This window comes from Streptomyces sp. NPDC043176, assembly GCF_056436715.1.
Genome location: NZ_JBWKCA010000012.1, coordinates 92211 through 113170, shown reverse-complemented (window position 1 = coordinate 113170; position 20960 = coordinate 92211). Strand labels below are relative to the sequence as shown.

General features: G+C 75.2%; 16 protein-coding genes. 10 read left to right on the top strand and 6 right to left on the bottom strand.

The genetic code is table 11. The features are described 5' to 3' along the window. Nucleotides 1-97 precede the first annotated feature (97 nt). From AC067A_RS21055 to AC067A_RS21030, 6 genes are all read left to right on the top strand, one after another. Entirely contained in the window at nucleotides 98-688 is a 591-nt protein-coding gene (locus AC067A_RS21055; RefSeq protein ID WP_479244009.1) for a cupin domain-containing protein, read from the top strand. Beyond that, nucleotides 685-2310 (top strand): methionine--tRNA ligase, encoded by a 1626-nt coding sequence (locus AC067A_RS21050; RefSeq protein ID WP_479244008.1) that lies wholly within the window; start codon nucleotides 685-687, stop codon nucleotides 2308-2310. The genes AC067A_RS21055 and AC067A_RS21050 overlap by 4 nt, the downstream gene beginning before the upstream one ends. After that, on the top strand, nucleotides 2303-4813 hold the full coding sequence (locus AC067A_RS21045; RefSeq protein ID WP_479244007.1) for an FAD-dependent oxidoreductase: 2511 nt from the start codon (nucleotides 2303-2305) through the stop codon (nucleotides 4811-4813). The genes AC067A_RS21050 and AC067A_RS21045 overlap by 8 nt, the downstream gene beginning before the upstream one ends. A gap of 226 nt (nucleotides 4814-5039) precedes the next feature. Continuing rightward, entirely contained in the window at nucleotides 5040-6290 is a 1251-nt protein-coding gene (locus AC067A_RS21040) for an APC family permease (RefSeq protein WP_479244006.1), read from the top strand. Between the two features lie 32 nt (nucleotides 6291-6322). Continuing rightward, nucleotides 6323-7672, top strand: a complete 1350-nt coding sequence (locus tag AC067A_RS21035; protein ID WP_479244005.1) for a lysine N(6)-hydroxylase/L-ornithine N(5)-oxygenase family protein — start codon at nucleotides 6323-6325, stop codon at nucleotides 7670-7672. A 47-nt stretch (nucleotides 7673-7719) separates the two neighbouring features. Beyond that, nucleotides 7720-8415: a pyridoxamine 5'-phosphate oxidase family protein gene (locus tag AC067A_RS21030; protein WP_479244004.1), complete on the top strand. Its 696-nt coding sequence runs from the start codon at nucleotides 7720-7722 to the stop codon at nucleotides 8413-8415. 46 nt (nucleotides 8416-8461) lie between these two features. Here AC067A_RS21030 and AC067A_RS21025 read toward each other — a convergent pair whose 3' ends face one another. Both AC067A_RS21025 and AC067A_RS21020 read right to left on the bottom strand, forming a co-directional pair. Beyond that, nucleotides 8462-9565 carry a sigma factor-like helix-turn-helix DNA-binding protein gene (locus AC067A_RS21025; RefSeq protein ID WP_479244003.1) on the bottom strand — a complete coding sequence of 368 codons (1104 nt, stop codon included), beginning with the start codon at nucleotides 9563-9565 and terminating at the stop codon, nucleotides 8462-8464. A 108-nt stretch (nucleotides 9566-9673) separates the two neighbouring features. Then, nucleotides 9674-10054 (bottom strand): DUF6479 family protein, encoded by a 381-nt coding sequence (locus tag AC067A_RS21020; protein WP_479244002.1) that lies wholly within the window; start codon nucleotides 10052-10054, stop codon nucleotides 9674-9676. Between the two features lie 200 nt (nucleotides 10055-10254). Here AC067A_RS21020 and AC067A_RS21015 point away from each other — a divergent pair, with 200 nt between their 5' ends. Then, on the top strand, nucleotides 10255-10764 hold the full coding sequence (locus AC067A_RS21015; RefSeq protein ID WP_479244001.1) for a SigE family RNA polymerase sigma factor: 510 nt from the start codon (nucleotides 10255-10257) through the stop codon (nucleotides 10762-10764). 86 nt (nucleotides 10765-10850) lie between these two features. Beyond that, the gene (locus AC067A_RS21010) at nucleotides 10851-12191 is read left to right on the top strand and encodes a hypothetical protein (RefSeq protein WP_479244000.1); all 1341 of its coding nucleotides are present in this window, start codon (nucleotides 10851-10853) and stop codon (nucleotides 12189-12191) included. Nucleotides 12192-12353: 162 nt separating this feature from the next. Here the strand turns inward: AC067A_RS21010 and AC067A_RS21005 are convergent, their stop codons facing one another. Both AC067A_RS21005 and AC067A_RS21000 read right to left on the bottom strand, forming a co-directional pair. Next, nucleotides 12354-14045, bottom strand: coding sequence for a bifunctional 3'-5' exonuclease/DNA polymerase (locus tag AC067A_RS21005; RefSeq protein ID WP_479243999.1), 1692 nt, complete (start codon nucleotides 14043-14045; stop codon nucleotides 12354-12356). Between the two features lie 126 nt (nucleotides 14046-14171). Beyond that, a complete protein-coding gene (locus AC067A_RS21000; RefSeq protein ID WP_479243998.1) occupies nucleotides 14172-15416 on the bottom strand; it encodes a LuxR C-terminal-related transcriptional regulator in 1245 nt (414 codons plus the stop codon). 198 nt (nucleotides 15417-15614) lie between these two features. Here AC067A_RS21000 and AC067A_RS20995 point away from each other — a divergent pair, with 198 nt between their 5' ends. Together AC067A_RS20995 and AC067A_RS20990 are read left to right on the top strand one after the other, a co-directional pair. Then, on the top strand, nucleotides 15615-16544 hold the full coding sequence (locus AC067A_RS20995) for an NADP-dependent oxidoreductase (RefSeq protein ID WP_479243997.1): 930 nt from the start codon (nucleotides 15615-15617) through the stop codon (nucleotides 16542-16544). Between the two features lie 77 nt (nucleotides 16545-16621). Continuing rightward, on the top strand, nucleotides 16622-17179 hold the full coding sequence (locus AC067A_RS20990; protein ID WP_479243996.1) for a GNAT family N-acetyltransferase: 558 nt from the start codon (nucleotides 16622-16624) through the stop codon (nucleotides 17177-17179). Between the two features lie 645 nt (nucleotides 17180-17824). On the opposite strand, the gene AC067A_RS20985 is transcribed toward AC067A_RS20990, so the two are convergent. Together AC067A_RS20985 and AC067A_RS20980 are read right to left on the bottom strand one after the other, a co-directional pair. Continuing rightward, complete coding sequence (locus tag AC067A_RS20985) at nucleotides 17825-19984, bottom strand: FtsX-like permease family protein (protein WP_479243995.1); 2160 nt, start codon at nucleotides 19982-19984, stop codon at nucleotides 17825-17827. Further along, a complete protein-coding gene (locus AC067A_RS20980) occupies nucleotides 19978-20778 on the bottom strand; it encodes an ABC transporter ATP-binding protein (RefSeq protein WP_479243994.1) in 801 nt (266 codons plus the stop codon). Before AC067A_RS20980 ends, AC067A_RS20985 begins: the two co-directional genes overlap by 7 nt. Between the last annotated feature and the right edge of the window lie 182 nt (nucleotides 20779-20960).

The window sequence follows — 20960 nt, the reverse complement described above, 5'->3', positions numbered from 1 at the left end:
TCGTCCCTCCCGGCAGCGTCGCCGTGCCCCGCGTCGCCGTGCCGCGATGCCCCCTGCCCGTCGTCGTCGCCGCCGTCGCCCGTCCGAGGAGACCCGTATGCCCTTCACCGCGCCGATCCCGCCGCCGGGGGAACAGCCCCTCGCCCCGACCCCGTACCGCGACCTCCCCCGAGACCCCGGAGCCGCCGCCGTGGCCAACCGCTTCCGCATCGACCGCAGTTCCGCCACGGAGGAGTTCGGGCTCGCCTGTCAGCGCCTGATCCCGTGGCCGGGCGGGGAGGCCGAGACGCCGGTCGGCGCGATGGCCTGCTTCCTCCGGCCCGGCGGGGACTCCGACCCGGACTGCCACAACCAGGACGAGGTCATGATCATCCTGACCGGCGTCGGCGCCGTGACCCTCGACGGCGCGCTCGAACCGCCCTTCCGCGCCGGCGACATCGTCGTCCTGCCGCGCAACCAGGAGCACGTCGTCCACAACACCGGCGACACCGAGCTGAGCTGGGTCTCCCTCTACTGGCCCCTGCGCGAGCCCGCCCTGCCGACCGACAGCACCGACGACCCGGACAGCACCTCCAGCACGGACAGCACCGACGACACGGACAGCACGCACAGCAACGCCAGGACCGACACCACCGACACCACGGGCAGCACCGACGACACCGACGAGAACAAGGAGGTTGCCGCATGAGCGACAACGTGACGGACGAGACGACCCGGACGGCGCAGTGGATCACCGCCACCCCGCCCACACCCAACGGCGACCTGCACATCGGCCACCTCGCCGGCCCCTACCTCGCCGGTGACGTCCTGCGCCGCTTCCTCGCCGCCGAGGGCGACGGCCCCGTGCGTTACACGACCGGCCTCGACGACCACCAGAGCTACGTCCCCGTCCGCGGCATCAACGACGGCGGCCGCAAGGGCGAGGAGGTCGCCGACGGGTACGGCGCCTCCATCGAGTCCGTGTGGAGCCGGGCCGGCGCCGAGTTCGACGCGATCGTCCGCCCCCGCCGTGACCTCGGATACCGGACGGCCGTCCAGGAGTTCTTCCAGCGCCTGTACGACGCCGGGCACATCGTCGCCCGCACGAAGCCGCTGCCGTACTGCACCGGCTGCGAGCGCTGGCTGTACGAGGCCTACCTCAAGGGCGACTGCCCGCACTGCGGCTCCGGTTCCAACGGCAACGCCTGCGAACCCTGCGGCCGCCCCAACGACTGCGCCGACCTGGCGAACCCGGTCTGCACCGGCTGCGGTGCCACCCCCGAACTCCGCGACTGCGAACGGCTCTACTTCCCGCTCGCCCCCTGGGAGCAGCAGCTCGCCGACTTCTGGGACCAGGTCGACATGCCGCCGCACCTGCGGTCCCTGTGCGAGTGGATGCGGACCGAGGGCCTCCCCGAGATCGCCGTCAGCCACCCCTCCGAGTGGGGCGTGCCGGTACCGGTCGCCGGCTTCACCGAGCAGCGGATCTACGTCTGGTTCGAGATGGCACCCGGCTACCTCCTGGAGTGGACCGGAGCCGGCGGCACCGGTCCCGCGCCCGCCCCGGTGCAGTTCTTCGGCTTCGACAACGGCTACTTCCACGCCCTGCTGTTCCCGGCCGCGTTCCGGGCGTACGACCCCGGGATCGCGCTGCCGCGGGCGTTCGTGGTCAACGAGTTCTACCGGCTGGAGGGGCTGAAGTTCTCCACCAGCCGGCGCCACGCCATCTGGGCGCACGAGGAACTCGCCCGCACGAGCGCGGACGTCCTCCGCTACCACGTCCTGGCCGACCGGCCCAACGGCCGCCAGACCAGCTTCAGTTCCGCGGCGCTCGAGATCAGCCGCGCACGGCTCGCCGACCGCTGGGACGGCTGGCTCGGCCGCCTCCTCACCGCCGTCGCCGAGGAGTCGGACGGCGTCGCCCCCGCCGAGGCGCCGCGGGGCCCGGAGTGGGAGCGGCTCCGCTCCCGGCTCGCCGGGACCGTCGGCCAGCTGAGGGAGGCGTACGGCGTCGAGGGGTACGACGCGCGGCGCGCGATCGCGCTGCTCGACGAGATCGTCGGCCTCGCCGAGGACTTCGGGTACGTGACCGGCTTCGAGCGGGAGCGTCCGGACGGCGGCCCCGCGCACCGCGCCGCCCTCGCCGCCCAACTCGCGGTCGCCGCCGCCCTGTCGGCCTGGGCCGCGCCTGCCCTGCCGTACGGCTCCGCCCGGCTCGCCGACCTCCTGGCACTGGCGCCCGAGCCCCGGCGGGTGGACGTCGGCGCCCTGGCCCCCCTCGCCCCGGGGACGCCGGTGGGGGCCTGGCCCGGGGCGGTCTTCAGTGCCTGAGTTCCTGTGGGACGCCGAGGCCGGGATCGACGGGGGTGCCGGGACCGACGACGGTGCCGGGACCCACGGTGGTGCCGGCACCGCGGACACGGCCTCGGGCCCGATCGAGACCGAGGCCGTGTCCGGGGACGCGGCCGCGGTCGTCACCCCCGGCGGCGTCGTGTCCGCGCTCGGCACCTGGGCCGGAGCGGTCACCGGCCTGCGGTCCGCCGAGGCCGAGGCCGCGGCGGACGCGCTGCCGCACGCGGCGGTCGTCGGCCCGTTCTCCGGCGAACGGGCCGCCTGGGGAGAACACCTGGAACGGGCGGCCGCCCACTACGGGTCGGCCGTCACCTGGGAGCTGTACGACGACCGGGGCGAGACCGAGACCGCCCGGCAGATCGCCGAGGCCGTGGTCGCCGAAGGCCGGCACACGCTGGTCATCGGGCACTTCAACAGCTCCGGCGCGCGGGCCGCGCTGCCCGTCTACCGGGCCGCCGGGCTCCCCGTCCTGCTACCGCTCGCCACCACCCCCGACCTGCTCGCGGACAGCGCCGGCACCATCCTGCGCTGGTGCCCGGACGACCGCGCCCAGGCCGCCGACCTGCTGGCGGCCGTACGGGCCGCCGGGCACACCCGGATCGCCGTCGTCCACGACGGCACCGGGTACGGGGAGCGCCTCGCCGGCCTCGTACGCGAACCCCGCGTCGCGCCCCCCGCGCGCCCCGCCCTGCCGTCGGGCGCCGTCGTCTCGGACGGCAGCGGTCCGGCGACGGGCGCGGTGGCGGTACCGGCGGGACTGACGGGGATGCCCGACGGGGCGGGCGCGGCGGCGGGGACCGGTGTCGCCGAGCTCACCAGCCCCACCAACCTTGTAGGACCCACGGACCTCATAGGGCCCACAGACCTCATAGAACCCACGGACCTCATAGAACCCACAGACCTCGTAGGACCCAACAGCCTTACCGAGAGCGCGGGCGAGCGCGAGCCCGAGGGCACGGGTCGGCCCGAGACGGGGGTCGTCGCGCGGATCACCGCGCTCGTCGTGTGCGGCACCCATGTGGGGGCCGCGCGGATCGGGCGGGAGTGGCGGGCCGCCGGGTTCGCCGGGGCGTTCTACTTCACCGACGACTGCGCCGTGGACGAGTTCGCCGCGCTGCTCGCCGAACCCGCCGGGCTGCCGGCGACCCACGTGGCCCGGATGCGCGGAGGCCCCGAGACGCACGTGGACGCGGCGTTCGCCGCCGCCACCGAAGCGCTCACCGAGGACCCGGGGCGGACCGGACGCACCCTGCTCGCCGCCGTACGGGCCCACGCCGACCGGGGATTCACGGCGCGCGGGGAACCGGAGGCCGGGAGCGTCGGATGGGACCTCGTGCCCGTGCCGGCCGCACCCCGCACCCCCGCCCCCGGGCACGCCCGCGGCCGGGCCTACGACGTGATCATCGTGGGCGCCGGAGTCGTCGGCGCCGCCACCGCGTCCGTACTCGCCCGGCACGGCGCACGGGTCGCGCTCGTCGCCCCCATGGACGGCGGCCGGGACCACGCCACCGCCATGTCCGGCGGGCTCGTGCGGTCCTACGAGCCGGACCCGTACCTGCGCGGGCTCGCGCTGCGCAGCCACCAGCTCGCCTGGGGGCCGGCCGCGCTGGCACCGGGGCCGTACGGCTTCACGACCACCGGGTCGCTCGTCCTCTGCGGCGACGCCGACCTGGAGCAGGCCCGCAAGGGCGTAGCGGAGCTCAACGGGGCGGGCGTGCCCGCCGAACTCCTCGCGCCCGACGAGATCGGGGCACGCTTCCCCGGGCTCTCCGTCGACGGCATCACCGCCGCCGTCTGGGAACCCGAGGCCGGTTACGCCGACCCGCCCCGCACCGCCCGCGCCTACCGCGACCGCGCCCTCGCCCACGGCGCCAGGCTGCTGCCCGCGCTCGTCCGCGAACTCGTCGCCCCGCCCGGGGCCGACCGGGTCCGCGTCCTCCTCGAACCCGGCGGGCCCGTCGAGGCGCGCGCCGTCGTCCTCGCCGCCGGCGGCGGCACCGGCGACATCGCCGGGCACCGGCTCAGCGGCGCGGACGCCGGACGCACCAAGAGCATCCGCTACGGCTTCTTCCACCACCCCGCCACGGCCGGCCTGCCGACCGTCGTCGACCTGGTGACCGGCGTCTGGGGCCGGCCGCAGCTCAGCGGAGAAGCGGCCGGCGGGTACATGGCCGGGCGACCCGTCGACGAATGGGACGTACCCCCCGGGGGAGACGACACGCTCACCGACGAGCATGTGGCGTACATCCGCCAAGGGGCCGCCGTCCGCTGGCCCTGGCTCGCCGACCCCGCCGCCCGCTTCCTCGCCGGGCGCCAGGGCGTCGACCTCTACACCCCCCACTCCCGCCCCCACCTCGGCCGCTCCCACCCGGGCAGCCGCGTCGTCCTCGCGACGGGGTGGTCGGGGGCGGGTTTCAAGACCGCGCCGGCGGCGGCCGAGCTTGCCGCCGCCGAAGCCCTGGAGGTCCTCACGGGCCTCTGACCCCGCGCCCCCGGTCGTGGGCCTGCGGCCCCCGGCGCCCCGCCGGTTGTGGGCGCCGCCGCCGGGCCTGCGGCGCCTCGCCCGCTGGTTGTGGGCGACTGTTCCGCTGGGGCGGAACGATTGCCCACCACGGGGTGGGCGGGGTGGGTCGCGCTGGCAGGACGAAGGCCCACAACGGGGTGGGCCGGGTGGTGAGTTGGTGGAAGTCGGATGGGGAGGTGGCGGTGTGACGGATGTGGTGGCTCGGCCGGAGACGGTCGAGGGAGGACGTGGGGGGCTCGGCGTCCGGGCCCTGGTGGTGTTCTACGTGAGCAGCCTGGTGGGGACCGGCATCCTGCTGGTGCCGGGCCTGACGGAGCGGCAGGCGGGCCCCGCCGCGCTTCTCGCGTGGCTGGCGCTCGCGGTGAGCTCGTACCCGTTCGCGAGGTTCTTCGCCGAGATGTCGGCGTGGCGGCCGGACGCGTCGGGGCTCGCCGCGATGGTGGAGGCGGGGTTCGGCCGGCGGCCGGGGCGGGCGGCGGGACTGCTGCTCGTGACGACGTACGTGATCGGGAACCCGGTGATGGGCATCGTCTCGGCCCGGTGTCTGCTGGGTCTGCTCGGGGAGCCGGACGGGCCGGTGTATCCGCTGGCCATCGGGTTCATGGTGGTGTCGGCCGCGTTCACGCTGCTGGGTCTCACGGCCGGGGCGCGGGTGCAGGCGGCGGCGCTGGTCGTGCTGGTGACCGGGCTCGGCGGGGCCGTGGTGCTGGCGGGGCCGCGCTTCGACGCGGGGGAGTACACGCCGTTCGTCACGCACGGCTGGGGCGGTGTCGGCATCGCCGTGGTGACGGCGTTCTTCTCCTTCCTGGGCTGGGAGAACGTCTCGACGCTCGCCGAGCAGGTCGACGACCCGGCTCGCAGCTACCGGCGGGCCATCCGCTGGGCGGTCCCGATCGTGGGGCTGCTGTACGCGGCGGTGACGGCCGCCTATCTGGCCGTCCCCGGCGACGAACCGGTGGTCATCACGGCCCTGTTGGGTGCTTCGCTCGGCGAGGAGGGCGCGTTCGCCGGCGACCTGCTCGCCCTGGGGCTCGCGGTCGTCGCCACGAACGCGTGGGTCCTGGGCGCGACGCGGGTCGTCAGGGCCGCCGCCCGCGAGCGGATCCTGCCGGGGTTCCTGGCCGAGCGCCCGGTGCCGGCCACGGTGGCGCTGGCCTGCGCCTACGCGGCCGTGCTCGGCGGGCTGACCCTCGCCGGGACCGGCGAGGAGCTGGTGCTCGTCGTCACCAGCAGCGCCTTCCTGCTCCTGTACGTGGCGGCCGCGGCGGCCGCCCTGAGGGCGCGTGGCACCGGGCGCGCGCTGCGTGTGACGGCCGTCGTGACCCTGCTGATCGCGGCCGTGTTCCTGTCCTTCGCCGGTACGGGGCTGCTGTTCGCCCTGGCTCTCGCCGCCGTCTGCGTCGCGCTGACGGCCGGCCGTACCCGTACGTCCTGAATCCGCTTCCCCGACCCGAAAGGTCCTCCTCCATGAACACGAACGAGACCACCCCCGTCTACGACGTCGTCGGCGTCGGCTTCGGGCCCGCCAACCTCGCCCTCGCGATCGCCATCGAGGAGCACAACGAGCAGGCCGCGCCCGGCGAGGAGCTGACGGCGGTCTTCCTGGAGAAGCAGCCGGGCTTCGGCTGGCACCGGGGCATGCTCATCCCGGACGCCACCATGCAGGTGTCGTTCCTCAAGGACCTCGCGACGATGCGCAACCCGGTGAGCCGGTTCGGCTTCGTGCCGTACCTGCACGACCGGGGCAGGCTGGTCGACTTCATCAACCACAAGGCGCTGTTCCCGACCCGTGAGGAGTTCCACGACTATCTCCAGTGGGCCGCCAACGGCGTGGACCACATGGTCCGTTACGGCCTGGAGGTGACCGCCGTCCGTCCCGCCGACCGGCCGGGCCGGGACGGCCCCGTCGTCGAGGTCGACGTCGCCGCGCTGGGCGGCGCGGGCAGCGGCGCCGACGCGGAGGCCGTCACCTACCGGGCGCGGAACCTGGTCATCGGCACCGGTCTCGTGCCCCGGCTCCCGGAGGGCGTCGAGTCCTCCGAACGCCTCTGGCACAGCGGCGAGTTCCTGCACCGCCTCGCCGCGCTGCCGACCGGGAACCCGCGCCGGTTCGTCGTCGCCGGGGCCGGGCAGAGCGCCGCCGAGATCGCGGACCACCTGCACCGGACGTACGAGGGAGCCGAGGTCGTCGCCGTGCACACCCGGTACGGGTACAGCCCGGCCGACGACAGCCCGTACGCGAACCGGATCTTCGACCCGGAGGCCGTCGACCTCTACCACGGCGCCGATCCCTCGGTCCGCCGCACGCTGATGGACTACCACCGCAACACCAACTACGGCGTGGTCGACATGGACCTCATCGAGGAGCTGTACCGCCGCTCGTACCAGGAGAAGGTGCGCGGCGAGCAGCGGCTGCGGATCCTCGGCGTCACCCGGCTCACCGAGGTCGAGGAGGGCCCCGACGGCGTCCGCGTCGAGGTGCGGAACCTGGCGACGGGCGAGACGGAGACGATGACGGCCGACGCCGTCGTGTACGCCACCGGCTACAGCGAGCCCGACCCCACCCGGCTGCTCGGCGAGCTGGACTCCGCCTGCCTGCGCGACGAGGACGGCCGGCTGCGGGTCCGCCGCGACTACCGGGTGGAGACCGTGCCGGAGGTGGAGGCCGGGATCTATCTGATGGGCGGCACCGAGCACTCGCACGGCATCACGGCCAACCTGCTGTCGATGGCCGCCGTACGGGCCGGCGAGATCTGCGAGTCCCTTGCGGGGCACCGCCGTTCCGACAGGCGGGCGCCGGTGGCGGTGAGGGGCTGAGACCCCGTACAACACCTGCACACCGGTATTCGGAGCGAGAGGGAACCATGAGCACCACCACCGCCACTCCCGACGACCAGCTGGCCGTCACCGAGCGGACCCGGCTGCGCCGCATGCGGGAGAAGGGCAGCCACCGCCGCGCCGACCTGGACGCCGTGCTCGCCGCGGGCTTCCTCTGCCATCTCGGCGTCACCGTCGACGGGACGACGATGGTGGTGCCCACCGCGTACGGCGTCGACGGCGACCGGCTCTACCTGCACGGGTCCGTCGCCAGCCGGAGCCTGGTCCAGGCGCCGGACGCCACCGTCTGCGTCACCGTCACCCACGTCGACGGACTCGTCCTGGCCCGGTCCGTCTTCGAGCACGGCGTCAACTACCGCTGCGCGATGGTCTACGGCGTCCCCCGGCTCGTCACCGACCCGGAGGAGAAGCTGCGCGGGCTGCGGGCCCTCACCGAGCAGAGCTCCCCGGGGCAGTGGGAGTACGTGCGGCAGCCCAGCCGCAAGGAACTGGCCGCGACCTCCGTCCTCGCGCTCGACCTCACCGAGGCCTCGGTGAAGACCCGCAGCGGCCCGCCGGACGACGGCGACTCCGAGGACGCCGCGCTGGGCCTGTGGGCGGGGGTCCTCCCGGTGGTGACCACGTTCGGCGAGCCCGTCACCGACCCCGTCCTCCCGGCGGACTTCGCCCCGCCGGCCCACATCGCCTCCCGCGCCGGCAGCCCTGCCGACGCCGTCCGCTGACCCGTCCGCCCGCCGCCCTCAGGCAGGCGCCCTCAGGCAGACGCCTTCAGGCCGACGCGCGCTCGTCCGGCAGTTGGAGGTCCAGACGGCTGAGGTGCTCCACGTCGGCCAGCAGGTCGACCGAGGTGATCAGACCGTGGAGCACGGTGAAGCCGAGGACGGTGACGGCGGGGACGTCGTCTCCCGCGGAGGCGCCGGTGCCGCGTGCGTCCGCCGTGAGTGCCCCGGGGTCGCCGACCACCAGGCCCGCGGCCCCGTCCACCAGGGCCGGGCGGGCCGATCGGGCCTGTCGGGCGACGACGCGGGCGACCGCCGGTGCTCCGTGCGCGGGCGTCGCTCCGGTGCGTACGGCGCCGGCGTCGGCCCGCAGCACCACGTCCGGGTCGAGGAGGGCCAGGAGGGCGTCGTGGTCGTGGGTCCGGGCGGCCGCCAGGAGGGAGGCGACGACCTCGCGGCCGCGCCCGGGATCGGGCTGCGGCATCTCCTCGGCGCCGTGCACGCGGTGGCCGGCGCGGCCGGCCAGCTGCCGGGCGGCGGCGGGGGAGCGGTCGAGGATCGCGGCGATCTCCTCGTACGGCACGGTGAACAGGTCGTGCAGGACGTACGCCAACCGCTCGGAGGGCGTCAGGCCGTCCAGGACGAGCGGCAGGTCGGGGCCGGGGGAGTCGGCGTCGGCGGCGAGCAGGGCCCGCCGGCCGGGGTCGCTGACCTGCTCGGGCCGGTGCGGCCGGTTCGGCGCGCCGACGGCCCAGGGGTCCCACGGGTCCCAGGGTTTCCGGTGGTGCGCCTCGCGGGCGCGGAGCCGCTCCAGGCAGACGCGGGCGACGGTGGTGGTCGGCTGGTCCGGATGCGGTGCCGCGCCCGCGTCCCTCACGGCCTCCCGCACGGCGCGCAGCACCGCGTCCCGTACCGCCTCGTCGGCCTCGTCGAACGTGCCGAGCAGGCGGTACGCGACGGCGCGCAGACGCGCCCGCTGCTCCTCGAAGCGGATGCTGACGGGCCGGTCGTCCCGGTCGTCTCGGTCATCCCGGTCGTCTCGGCCGTTCGTGTCGTCCCGGCCGTTCCTGTCGTCTGGGGGGCCTGTACGGCCTGTGTCGTCTGCGTGCTTCGTGTGGTTCTTGTGGTTCTTCTGGTTCTTGTGGTCATGCACGGGGTGTGACCTCCGGGACGCGGGCTGCGGCCGCCGCCGGGGTGCCCCGGGTGTGTCCTGCCGGCACACCCGGGGGCCCCGGCGACGGCCGGGAACGGTCGCCCGGCGTCAGTCGCCGTGGCCGGTGCCTCCGCTGCCGAAGCCGCCGCTGGAGATCCCGCCCCACTTGCGCTTCTCCTCGCTGGGCGGGTCGGGCGAGGTCTCCGTACCGTCCTTGAGCTGGTAGGGCATGAGTCGGTGTTCGCCGTCGGTCTGCGGCATCTCGGCCGGCCGGCGGTACTCGGACATCTCGCCGGGCAGCGCGCCGGTGTCGGGCCGGTGCGGCTGCTCGTCCGGTGCCGGAGGCGCGGCTTCGCGGTCCCGGATCCGCATGCCGAGCCAGAACGCGCCGATGAGGACGGCGACGATGACGAGGCCACCGAGAACCTGTGCAAGCCCTGACTGCCAAACTCCAGCGGCCAGGACCTCTGCTGCGCTGAGAGTGTTCATACCAAAAGGATTACCCGATTCCGCTTCGTCGGATACGTCGAGCGGACATCCCCTTGGGACGGAACCCCGGGATTCCCCGTAGGACGGCTCCTGGGACCGCCCCGTGAATCTCCGGGACCGCCTGAAACATTTCCGCGGCCCCATCGCGTCAATGAGGTGTACGGCGACCACACCACGTGACCGTGAGGGAAGGGAGGGGCATGAGAAAGTCCCGCGCGGACGAGTTCCTGGAGTTCGCCTCCGCACGCACGGGGCACCTTTTCCGGTCCGCATGCCTGCTGACCAGCGGCGATACCCACCTGGCCGAGGACCTCACCCAGGAGACGCTCGGCCGGATGTACGCGCAGTGGGGGCGCATGGCCCGCATCGGCAACCCCGCCGCGTACGCCCAGACCGTGCTGGTGCGCACGTTCCTCAGCCACCAGCGGCGCCGGTCCGCCACCGAGCGCCCGCTCGGCGAGCTGCCCGACCGCGCACCCGACGACGGCGGGGACCCCCTGCTCCGGATCGCGCTGCTCGACGCGCTGGCCGGACTCGCACCCAAGGACCGGGCGGTCGTGGTGCTGCGCTACTGGGAGGACCGCAGCATCGAGGAGACCGCCGACGCCCTGCACGCCAGCTCCGCCGCGGTACGCACCCGCTCCGTGCGGGCGCTGGCGAAGCTGCGGGAACGGCTCGGCGGCAGCATCGCCGAGTTCGCCACCCGCTGACCACAGACCACAGACCACAGACCACAGACCACAGACCACAGACCACTGGACTTCATCACCCACGAACCGGAAACGGTGATTTCGGCATGCCTCAGAACGACGATCCCCAGCACGAAGGCTTCGAGGAGGAGCTCGGCGCGGTCCTGCGCCGCACCGGCGACGGATTCTCCGTCGACGACCGGCGCGAGCTCGTCGCGGGCGGGCTCTCCCGTGGCCGGCGCCGCCTCGTGCGCCGCCGTCTCGCCGTGACCGGCGGCGTCCTCGCCCTCGCCGCCCTCGGCGTCGGCGGCGTCTACGGCGGATCCCTGCTCGGCCCCGCCGGCCGGGCGACGACCACCTCCGTGGCCGCGGCCCCGCAGCCCCGGCCGTCGGCCGGACCCTCGGACTCAGGGAAGACGCCGGCGGCCCAGGCGGAGATCCCGGTGAAGGACATCGCCGCCGTCCTCAAGGCCCACACCCCGGCCGGCCAGTGGCAGTTCGGCGACCTGGACGGCGCGGGCCAGGCGGTCGCCGGCGTCTACGACGACGGCCAGGGCAAGGCGGCCGTCAGCATCGACCTCTACCGGGCCGGCGGGACCCCCGAATCCGGCGTGGACCAGGTCACCTGCCCCGACCAGGTCGCCGTCCCCTACGACGCCTGCGACACCGAGCGGCTGCCGGGCGGCGGCCGGCTCATGATCCTCCAGGGGTACGAGTACCCCGACAAGCGCGAGGAGACCAAGAACTGGCGGGCGGTCCTGCTCACCGAGGACGGGATCCTCATCGACGCGAGCGAGTACAACGCCGCCGCCGAGAAGGGCGCCGAGATCAGCCGCGAGAACCCGCCCTTCAGCCCCGCCCAGCTGAAGGCCCTCGTCACGGCCGACGCCTGGGGGCCGCTCACGGACCGGCTGCCCGAGAACCCCGGCAAGCCCGGCAAGCCCGGCAAGCCCGGCAAGCCCGGCAAGCCCGGTGAGCCCGGTGAGCCCGGCTCCGGCACGGACCTGCCCGCCGTGCCGAGCGCCGCCGCCGTCCAGGCCACCCTGCGTTCCCTGCTGCCGCGGGGAGTCACCGTGGCGTCCCACGGCGGCGGCGACGGCCACGGCTACGTCGTCGTCGACGACGGCAAGGGCAAGAGCCTCGTCGGGGTCGACGTCCAGCCCGACGGCGGGAAGGCCGTCGCCGAGCTGTTCAAGGGCGACGACGTCGTCACCCTGCCCGACGGCACCAAGGTCAGGTCCACCCAGCAGCCCGGCGAGAAGGGCGGCGCCGGCGTCGTCTGGTGGAGCGTCGACACCCTGACCCCGGAGGGCTTCCGGGTCGGGGTCTCCGCCTTCAACGCGGGCGCGCAGCACGAGGCCGCCACGCGCGCCGAGCCCGCGCTGACGATGGCCCAGCTGAAGACGCTGGCGCTGAGCCCGAGGTGGCGGACGCTTCCGCTGAAGTAGGCCGCGGCACCGGCCGGTGGTGCGGGGACGGCGGCCCCGCACCACCGGCCTTCCCCCGCCCCGCTCCCCCTCCCCGAGGCGGGCTGCATCGCGTCCGCCTACGGCCTTCTCCCGCTGGGGGCTTCGGGGTTCGCGTACCGCCTTCCCCCTCCCCGAGGCGGGCTACTTCGCGTCCGCGTACCGCTCGACCGTGGCCGTCGTGAACGGGAAGCGCACCGGTGTCTCGCCGAAGGCGATCCGGCCCGCCTCGTCCCCGGCCGCGCGGATCGCCGCCGTGACCGCCTCGGCCTCCTCCGCCGGGCAGTGCACGATCACCTCGTCGTGCTGGAAGAACACCAGCTCGGCCCGCATCCCGGACAAGGAGCGCCGCAGGGCCGCCAGCATCAGGAGGGCCCAGTCGGCGGCACTGCCCTGGACGACGAAGTTCCGGGTGAACCGGCCGCGGGCGCGGGCGTTCCCGGAGGCGTATCCCGGCACGAACTCGCCGTTCTCGGGCTCGGGTTCGCCGCCCTCCTGGGGGATGCCCGCCTCGTCGTCGTCGCCCGAGCCGACCGCGCGCGGACTGGTCCTGCCCAGCCAGGTGCGGACGAGCCGGCCTTCCTCGCCGGCCTTCGCCGCGTCGTCGACGTAGGCCACCGCGCGCGGGAAGCGCCGCCGGAGCGCGGCCAGGTTCTTCAGGCCGTCGCCGCTGGTCTGGCCGTAGACCGCGCCGAGGAGTGCGATCTTGGCGTGGTCGCGGTCGCCGGAGAAGGCCCGGTCCGAGAGCCGGGTGTACAGGTCGTCGGGGTGCCCCGCGACCTCCATGAGGCCCGGGTCCCGGGAGATCGCGGCGAGCACGCGCGGCTCCATCTGGTCGGCGTCGGCGACGACGAGCCGCCAGCCCCCGTCGGCGACCACCGCCCGGCGGATCACCTTCGGGATCTGCAGGGCACCGCCGCCGTTGGTCGTCCAGCGGCCGCTGACCGTGCCGCCCGGCAGGTACTCCGGCCGGAAACGGCCGTCCCTGACCCAGTCCGCCAGCCACGACCAGCCGTGCGCCGTCCAGATCCGGTACAGCTTCTTGTACGCGATCAGCGGCTTCACCGCCGGATGGTCGATCTCCTCCAGCTCCCAGCGGCGGGTCGACTTCAGCCGCACCCCGGCCTGGGCGAAGGCCTTCACCACGTCGACCGGCAGATCGGGCCGGACCCGGCGCCCGAACGCCGCGGACACCTCGTCCGCGAGCTCGGCGAGGCGGCGCGGCTCGCCCCCGCCCGCGTACCGCTCGCCGAGCAGCTCGTTCAGCAGCTCCCGGTGCACGTCCGCCCGCCACGGCAGCCCCGACCGGTGCATCTCGGCCGCCACCAGCATCCCCGCCGACTCGGCAGCGGTGAGCAGTCGCATCCGGCCCGGGTGCTCGGCCCGGTCGTGACGGCGCAACTGCTCCGCGTACACCGCGAGGAGCCCGTCGAACGGAACGGACACCACCGGGCGCGGCTCGAACAGCGAGTCCTGCGAGCCGGGTTCGGCGCTGCGCTGCGGCGGGTCGGGCGGCACGGGAGCGTTCCGCAGGCGCGCCCAGGCGGCGGCGGCCGACCGGGGCTCCCCGAGCCGGCCCTCGTGCCCCAGGAGCAGCTGTTCGGCGTCCTCCACGTCATAGCACCGCTCCACCCGCACACCGGCGGCGAGCAGGCGCGGATACACCTCGGCCGTCGACCGCCACACCCAGCGCGTCACGCCCGGCCGCGCCCGCACCGCCTCCACCAGATCCGGCTCCCGCCGCACCGGTCCGGCGGGCGCGCCGTCCGGGCCGAGGGGCACGAGCTGTGCTCCGTCCCCCTCCGCCTCGGCCGCCAGCGCCCACCTCTCGCTCATGCGTCCGAGTCTGGCACCCGCCACTGACAAACCCCGGAAGCCGCCCCGCGGCCACGGGCGCGGTCCCAGGTACGGCTCCGGGAACGACCACGGGTACGGCCCCTGGAACGGCCGCGGGCGCGGTCGCTACGCGGCCGCGTGGAAGAGGGCCGCCGCCTCCCCGCGGGAGTCGACGCCCAGCTTGTTCAGGATGTTGGCGACGTGGAACTTGACCGTGGACTCGCTGATGTGGAGCTCCTCGGCGATCCGCCGGTTGCGGTGACCGAGGGCGAGGTGGCGCAGCACCTCCGCCTCGCGCTCGCCGAGCCCGGTGAGCGGATGGGCGGCCTCGACGGGCGCCTCGGGCGTGGCGAGGGGGAGGACGGCGGTGACGGTGGTGCCCCAGCCGGGAACGGCCTCCATGTCGAGGTGGCCGCCGAGGACGTCGAGCCGGTCGCGGATGGTGCCCGCGCCGAGGTCGCAGGGGGCGAGGGCGCCGGCGCCGTCGTCGCGCACGGAGGCGCGGAGCTCGTGCTCGGTGAGCTGCCAGCCGACGTGGACGCGCCGTACGGAGTCCTGCTCCAGGACGACGAGGAGCAGGGAGCGGACGATCGCCCGCGCGCTGTGGGCGACGTCCGCGGCGAGGGAGCGGGTCGAGTCGGGGGCGCCGAGGTCGAGCCGGACGGGGCTGTGACGCAGCATGGGGCGCAGTTCGCCGGCGAGGCGTTCGAAGGCCTCCTGGGCGGGCTCCTCCGCCAGGGCCCGGTCACGGCGCTGCGCCGCCCGCATCTCGACGAGGGCGGTGGCGGCGAGGTCGGTCGCGGTGGCCCGGGCCGTCGTGTCGTCGAGGGCGCGGCTGCGCAGGACGCCGAGGACTCCGGAGAGCGCGGCGGTGTGCGAGGCCGTCAGTTCGGCGATGACCCGGGCCCGGGTGTCGGCGGCCGCCCGCGAACGGGCGAGGGCCCCCGGCAAGGCCTCGGTGGCGAACCGGTCGAAATGGCTGGTCACCAGGTCCCACAGGGCCTGGGCGACGGCGAGTCCGGCCGCGCCCACGGGTGCGGCGCCGTCCTCCCGTACGAGCACGAGGAGCGCGCCTCGCCGGGTCGCGTGACTGGTGACGGCGACGACCTCGCGCTCCCGGCCGCCGACCGTCGCCGTGCCCTGCCAGGGGCTGCCGGGCACGCCGGCGGCGAGCAGCGGTGCGAGTTCGGAGGTGGCCAGCCCCTCCGTACCGCCGATGGCCTTGAAGGGCGAATGGGCGCAGTGCGTGGAGAGTTCGGCCGCGTCCACGTGTGGGACCACGGTGGCGAGGGCGGCCGAGACCTTGGGCAGGATCTCCCCGAGCGGCTGCCGGAGGATCTCGTACGCGGCGGTCAGCGTGAGCGCGTCCATGACGTCCAGCCTAGGGCCCGTCTGACAATTCCCGTCGGGCTGATCGACAAGACGCCCCCTTGGCGGAACCCCCGGATCGGGGCCGGTCTTTCGGACAGGTGGGACTGGCCGTTGGGAGGGCGGGGCCGGCGGGGGACGGGACACAGGATGGGGGAGTCGAAGACCGGCAGGCGGCAACGGACAGCTGTGGAGGCTGAGATGGAAGCGATCGTGTACGAGGAGTTCGGCGGCCCCGAGGTGCTGCGCCACGCGACCGGTGTCCCCGTTCCGGAGCCCGGCCCCGGCGAGATCCGCGTCAAGGTGGCGGCGGTCGGGGTCAACCCCGTCGACTGGAAGCGCCGTTACGGCTGGGTCGAGGAGTTCTACCCGACGGCCTTCCCCGCCGTCCCCGGCCTGGAGTTCGCCGGCACCGTCGACGCGCTCGGCGAGGGCGTCACCGGCCTGGCCGTCGGCGACGAGGTCCTCGGCTGGACCAAGACCGGCGCCTACGCCGAGTACGCCATCGCAGGCACCGTCGCCCCCAAGCCCGCCGGGCTCTCCTGGGAGGCCGCCGCGAGCCTCCCGGTGGCCGGCGAGACCGCGCAGCGGGTCCTGGACCTGATCGGCGTACGGGAGGGCGAGACGCTGTTCCTGCACGGCGCCGCCGGTGTCGTCGGCTCGGTCGCCGTCCAGCTCGCGGTCGCCGCCGGGATCACGGTCGTCGGCAGCGCCTCCGAGTCCAACCACGCGTACCTGCGCGAACTCGGCGCGATCCCGGTCGCGTACGGGGACGGCCTGGCCGACCGGGTCAGGGCCGCCGCCCCGGACGGCGTCGACGCCGTCTTCGACGCGGCGGGCCACGGCGTGCTGCCGGTCGCCATCGAGCTCCTGGGCGGCGAGGGAACGGCCGACAAGAACCGCATCGCGACCATCGCGGCCACCGACGCCGCCGAGTTCGGCATCACCTTCTCGGGCGTCACCGGCGCCCCCGAGGCCGTACGACGCGGACTCGCCGCCCACGCCCGCCTCGCGGCCGAAGGCACCCTCGCGGTCCGCCTCGCCGACACCCTGCCCCTCAAGGAGGCGGCCCGCGCCCAGGAGTCGAGCGAGTCCGGGCACGTGCGCGGCAAGCTGGTCCTGATCCCGTAGGGCCCGCCTCGCGGCGGCGCGGGTGAGATCATCCACTCCCCGTGAGTGCGGGACCCCGACGGTGGAAGGCGACGACGATGTACGCGATATCCCTGGGAGACGACGGCGCGGAGATGCGCCCGCTCGAACCGTGGCAGGCCGACGAGTTCCTCGCGCACATGGACCGGGGCCGCGAGTTCATCGGCGCCCGCAACGGCCTCCCCGACGTCGTGACCGACCTGGAGTCCAGCCGCGCCTTCCTCCGCCTCTACGCCGAGAAGGTCGCCTCCGACACCGGCCGCATCCACGGCATCTGGTCCGACGGCACCCTCGTCGGCGCCGTCATCCTCCGCACGCTCGACACCACGGCCGGTTACGCCGAGGCCGGCTGCTGGCTGGAGCCCGCGGCCGTCGGCAAGGGCCTCGTGACGCGGGCCGCGCACGCCCTCATCGACTGGGCGATCAAGGTCCGCGGCGTCCACCGCGTCGAGTGGATCGTCTCCTCCGACAACCTCCCCAGCATCGCCGTCGCCCGGCGGCTCGGCATGACGCGGGACGGTGTCCTCCGCGAGTCCTACTCCTACCGCGGCGCCCGTCACGACCAGGAGATCTGGTCCACCCTCGCCCCCACCTGGCGCCCCCTCCCCACCCCCTGACCCCCGACCACCCCCTCCGCGGACCCCGCCCACCCGTTGCGGGCCCTCGCTCCGCGGGAAGGTGCCCACCCCGCGCCTCGCGCGTTGTGGGCCCTCGTTCTGCCGGGTGGTGCCCACCCAGGCGCCTCCGCCCACCCCGTTGTGGGCAATCGTTCCGTTGGGGCGGAACGGGTGGGCACAACGGACGGCGCCCCGTGCCGGGCCCAGGCTTCCGTGCCTGCACCCGCACCCGGTGCGCACCGGACTGTGAGTGCGGGCCAGGGCACAAGGGGCGGAGGCGCCGCCGAGGGCGCCGTCCCGTGTGCCCACCCGTCCCGCCCAGCGGGACGATTGCCCACACGGCGGGCGGGCACAGGTCCACGCGAGCGCAGGCCCGCACGGCAGCGGGTGAAGGCCAGGCGGCGGGGGCGCGGCGGGCGCAGGCCCACACGGGGCAGCCGGCGGCGGGCCCGCGCGGGCGGGGTGCGGTGGCGCAGGCCCACGCGGTGGTGGGAGCGGGCGCACACGGGAGTGGGCGCGGGCCCGGGCGGGCGGGGGCCCGTGAAAGGGGCAGGCGGCGGGGGCCGGTCGGGGGGTGGGCGCGGCAGCGGGGGCGGTGACCCGGCTCCGACCCTTGTCACCGCCCCGTCGTCCCACCATGACCGCTCAGCGGACGACGCGCCACGCGGGCAGCGCCGAAGCGGCGACGGCGACGACCGCGCAGACGGCGGTGGAGGCGAGGACGGGGGTCCAGGGGAGGGCGAGGGCGGGGGGCGCGGCGAGGGCGGAGAGCCCGGCGCCGAGGGTGCCGAGGACGGCGGCGGTGACGGCGAGGCCGAGGGCGGCGCCGACGGCGACGGCGAGTGCCGATTCGCCGGCCACGACGCGGACGACCTGGGATCGGGTCGCTCCGGCGAGGCGGAGCGAGGCGAGCTCGCCGCCGCGTACGGAGGTGGCCATGAGGAGAGTGTTGGCGAGGCCGATCACGGTGTAGGCGAGGGCGATGCCGAGGACGAGGATCATGCCGAGCCGGGTCTGCGGGTTGCCGGAGGGGTGCGCGGCGGAGGCCCACGCGTCGGCGGTGGCGACGGTTCCGCCGCTCGCCTTCAGGGCCTGTGCGGTGGCCGCGCCGCCGCCGCGCGCGTCGATGCGGTCGAGGACGGCGCCGGGCGCGTTCGCCCGGGTCACGTAGGGCCCGTTGTCGCCGGTGCCGGGGGCGAGGACGGCCGCGACGCGGAGCCGTACCGGGCCGCTGCCGTCGGCCCGCCACACCTCGACGGTCTCGCCGATCCGGTGCCGTTCGAACTCCTCGTTGACGACGATCGACCGGTCGTCGAGGTCTCGCAGGTCTCCGGCGACGACGGGCAGCCGGGCGAGCGAGGCGAAGGCCGCCGAATCGGCGACCGCCCGTGCGCCGTACTTCACGACCGCCTCGGCGCCGTCGCGTACGAAGACGGAGGTCGCCCCGGTGGCGGAGAGGACGGCTCCGGCCGGTGCCGCCACCGGCCGCAACTCCTGGCCGCTCGCCACGTACTGAGCGGTCGTCTGCTCCCGTGCCTCGGCTCCACGCGCGCGCGTGACGCCGGTCGCCGAGCCGAAGAGGGTTCCGGCGAGTGCGACGGTCACCAGGACGGGCGCGGCGACGGCGGCGGTGCGGCGTACGGAGGCCGCGCTGTTCTCCCGTACGAGCGTCCCCACCGCGCCCCGCAGGCGCAGGAGACGGGCCGCGGGCCGGACGAGCAGCGGGGAGAGCAGGGCGACTCCGCCGATCAGGAGCATCGGCAGGGTCGTGTAGGTCTTCCGCTTGAGCAGCTCGGACGGTTCGGTGGCGTACGTCCAGGCCAGCATCGCGATCCCGGCCAGGAGCAGTCCGGCGCCGAGCACGGCCCGGCCGGGAGGCAGGACGTCCGTGTCGACGTCGGCCTCGCGCAGCACGGCCGTCGGGCCCACCTTGCCGGCCCGCCGCGAGGCGGCCACGGCGCCCGTGAGGGCGACGGTCACTCCCGTCCAGAAGGCCGTGTGGAAGGGCCAGCCGGCCCAGCCGATCGTGAACCACGCGGGCGCGAGGCCGCCGTCCACGAGGGTACGGGCCAGCAGGGGCGCCCCCAGGGCGCCGAGCGCGCATCCGGTGGCCGACGCGACCACGCCGAGCACCGCCGCCTCGGCGAGCAGGAGCCGCCGGACCTGCCCCGGGGTGGCTCCGGCGGTCCGCAGCAGCCCGAACTCGCGCCGGCGCAGTGCGACGGCGAACGCGAACGTGGACGCCACGACGAACACCGAGACGAAGGCGGTCACCCCGCCGGAGGTGCCGAGCAGCGCGTTCAGCGCGGTGAGGGCCCGTGCGTCCCGCTCGGGATCCGGGTCGGCACGCACCCGGTCGGGGCCGGTGAGTACCTGTGCGCGGTCCCCGACCACCGCCCTGACCTCGTCGGCGGGCGCGTCCACGCCGACGGCGTCGGGCCCGCCGCCGTCCGCGGCCGGGTTGCCGGGGCGGCCGTCCCCGGCGGCGGGCGGGGCCACGGTCACCGTCCAGCGCGCCCGGAGCTCCCGGAGCACTTCCTTGTCCACAGCCTGTGGACGGTCGAGCGGCAGTGCCACGGGTACGGTGTCGGGCCCCCGCCGCACGTCGAGGACGAGTCGGTCCTGGCCCCGCACCACCACCGGCGACGAGGCGAACCGCTGGGGAGAACGCTCGGGCGCGTGAAAGGTGGCGGAGAGGCCGAGGCCCATCGTGGCGAGCAGGCCGACCCCGAGGGCCAGCGCGACGAATCCGCCGAGGAACGAGGCCCACCGGGCCCGCAGCCCGGTCACGACGACGGTCAGCACGCGAACCTCCCCGTGAGGGGGGCGCCGCCCGCGTCGGTCCCGTCCGTCTCCAGCCCGGCCATCCGGGCGGCGACCGTCTCCACCGTGGGGGACGGGAGTTCGCCGGCGAGGCGTCCGTCGACGAGGAAGACGACGCGGTCGGCGCGGGCCGCGGCCGCGGGGTCGTGGGTGACCATGACGATCGTCTGTCCGTCGCGGTCGACGAGGTCGCGGAGCATGTCGAGGACCTCGCGGCTGGTGGTCGAGTCGAGCGCGCCGGTCGGCTCGTCGCCGAAGAGGACGGCGGGCCGGGTGATCAGGGCCCGCGCGATCGCGACGCGTTGCTGCTGCCCGCCGGAGAGCTCGCCGGGCCGGTGCCGTTCGCGCCCGGCGAGACCCACGCGCGCGAGTGCCTCCCGTACCTCCGTGCGGGAGGGGCGGCGGCCGGCGAGCCGGAGCGGGAGGGCGACGTTCTGCGCGGCGGTCAGGGAGGGCAGCAGGTTGAAGGACTGGAAGACGAAGCCGATGCGGTCCCGCCGCAGGAGGGTGAGGCGCCGTTCGCCCAGTCCGTCGAGGGCGACGCCGCCGACCTCCACGCTCCCGGCGGTGGGCCGGTCCAGCCCGGCGGCGCACTGCAGGAGCGTGGACTTGCCGGAGCCGGACGGGCCCATGACGGCGGTGAAGGTCCCGGCGGCGAGGTCGAGGTCGACGCCGTCGAGGGCGCGGACGTCCCGGTGGTGCCGGCTGAGTCCGCGGAGCCGTACGGCGACGGCGTCGGCGGTGCCGGCCGCGGTGGTCGTGGTGGTCGTGGTCATGACTCAAGCGAACCGTTTCGGCCCCTCCGGATCACGACCGCTGAGGGGCGTCCCGGGGGTATGCCTGGCCCTACCCCTCGCGTACCCGGCACGCGTTCCCCCGGGGTGCGCCGGGGCTGGGACCATCATGGGAGGGACGGGGAGACGCGAGAGACGTCAGGGACGCGAGGGGCACGAGGACC

Bases quoted from the DNA above. Each gene is read 5' to 3' on its own strand.
- AC067A_RS21055 (WP_479244009.1), top strand. From the start codon at position 98: ATGCCCTTCACCGCGCCGATCCCGCCGCCGGGGGAACAGCCCCTCGCC.
- AC067A_RS21050 (WP_479244008.1), top strand. From the start codon at position 685: ATGAGCGACAACGTGACGGACGAGACGACCCGGACGGCGCAGTGGATC.
- AC067A_RS21035 (WP_479244005.1), top strand. From the start codon at position 6,323: ATGAACACGAACGAGACCACCCCCGTCTACGACGTCGTCGGCGTCGGC.
- AC067A_RS21030 (WP_479244004.1), top strand. From the start codon at position 7,720: ATGAGCACCACCACCGCCACTCCCGACGACCAGCTGGCCGTCACCGAG.
- AC067A_RS21020 (WP_479244002.1), bottom strand. From the start codon at position 10,054: ATGAACACTCTCAGCGCAGCAGAGGTCCTGGCCGCTGGAGTTTGGCAG.
- AC067A_RS21015 (WP_479244001.1), top strand. From the start codon at position 10,255: ATGAGAAAGTCCCGCGCGGACGAGTTCCTGGAGTTCGCCTCCGCACGC.
- AC067A_RS21010 (WP_479244000.1), top strand. From the start codon at position 10,851: ATGCCTCAGAACGACGATCCCCAGCACGAAGGCTTCGAGGAGGAGCTC.
- AC067A_RS21005 (WP_479243999.1), bottom strand. From the start codon at position 14,045: ATGAGCGAGAGGTGGGCGCTGGCGGCCGAGGCGGAGGGGGACGGAGCA.
- AC067A_RS21000 (WP_479243998.1), bottom strand. From the start codon at position 15,416: ATGGACGCGCTCACGCTGACCGCCGCGTACGAGATCCTCCGGCAGCCG.
- AC067A_RS20995 (WP_479243997.1), top strand. From the start codon at position 15,615: ATGGAAGCGATCGTGTACGAGGAGTTCGGCGGCCCCGAGGTGCTGCGC.
- AC067A_RS20990 (WP_479243996.1), top strand. From the start codon at position 16,622: ATGTACGCGATATCCCTGGGAGACGACGGCGCGGAGATGCGCCCGCTC.
- AC067A_RS20980 (WP_479243994.1), bottom strand. From the start codon at position 20,778: ATGACCACGACCACCACGACCACCGCGGCCGGCACCGCCGACGCCGTC.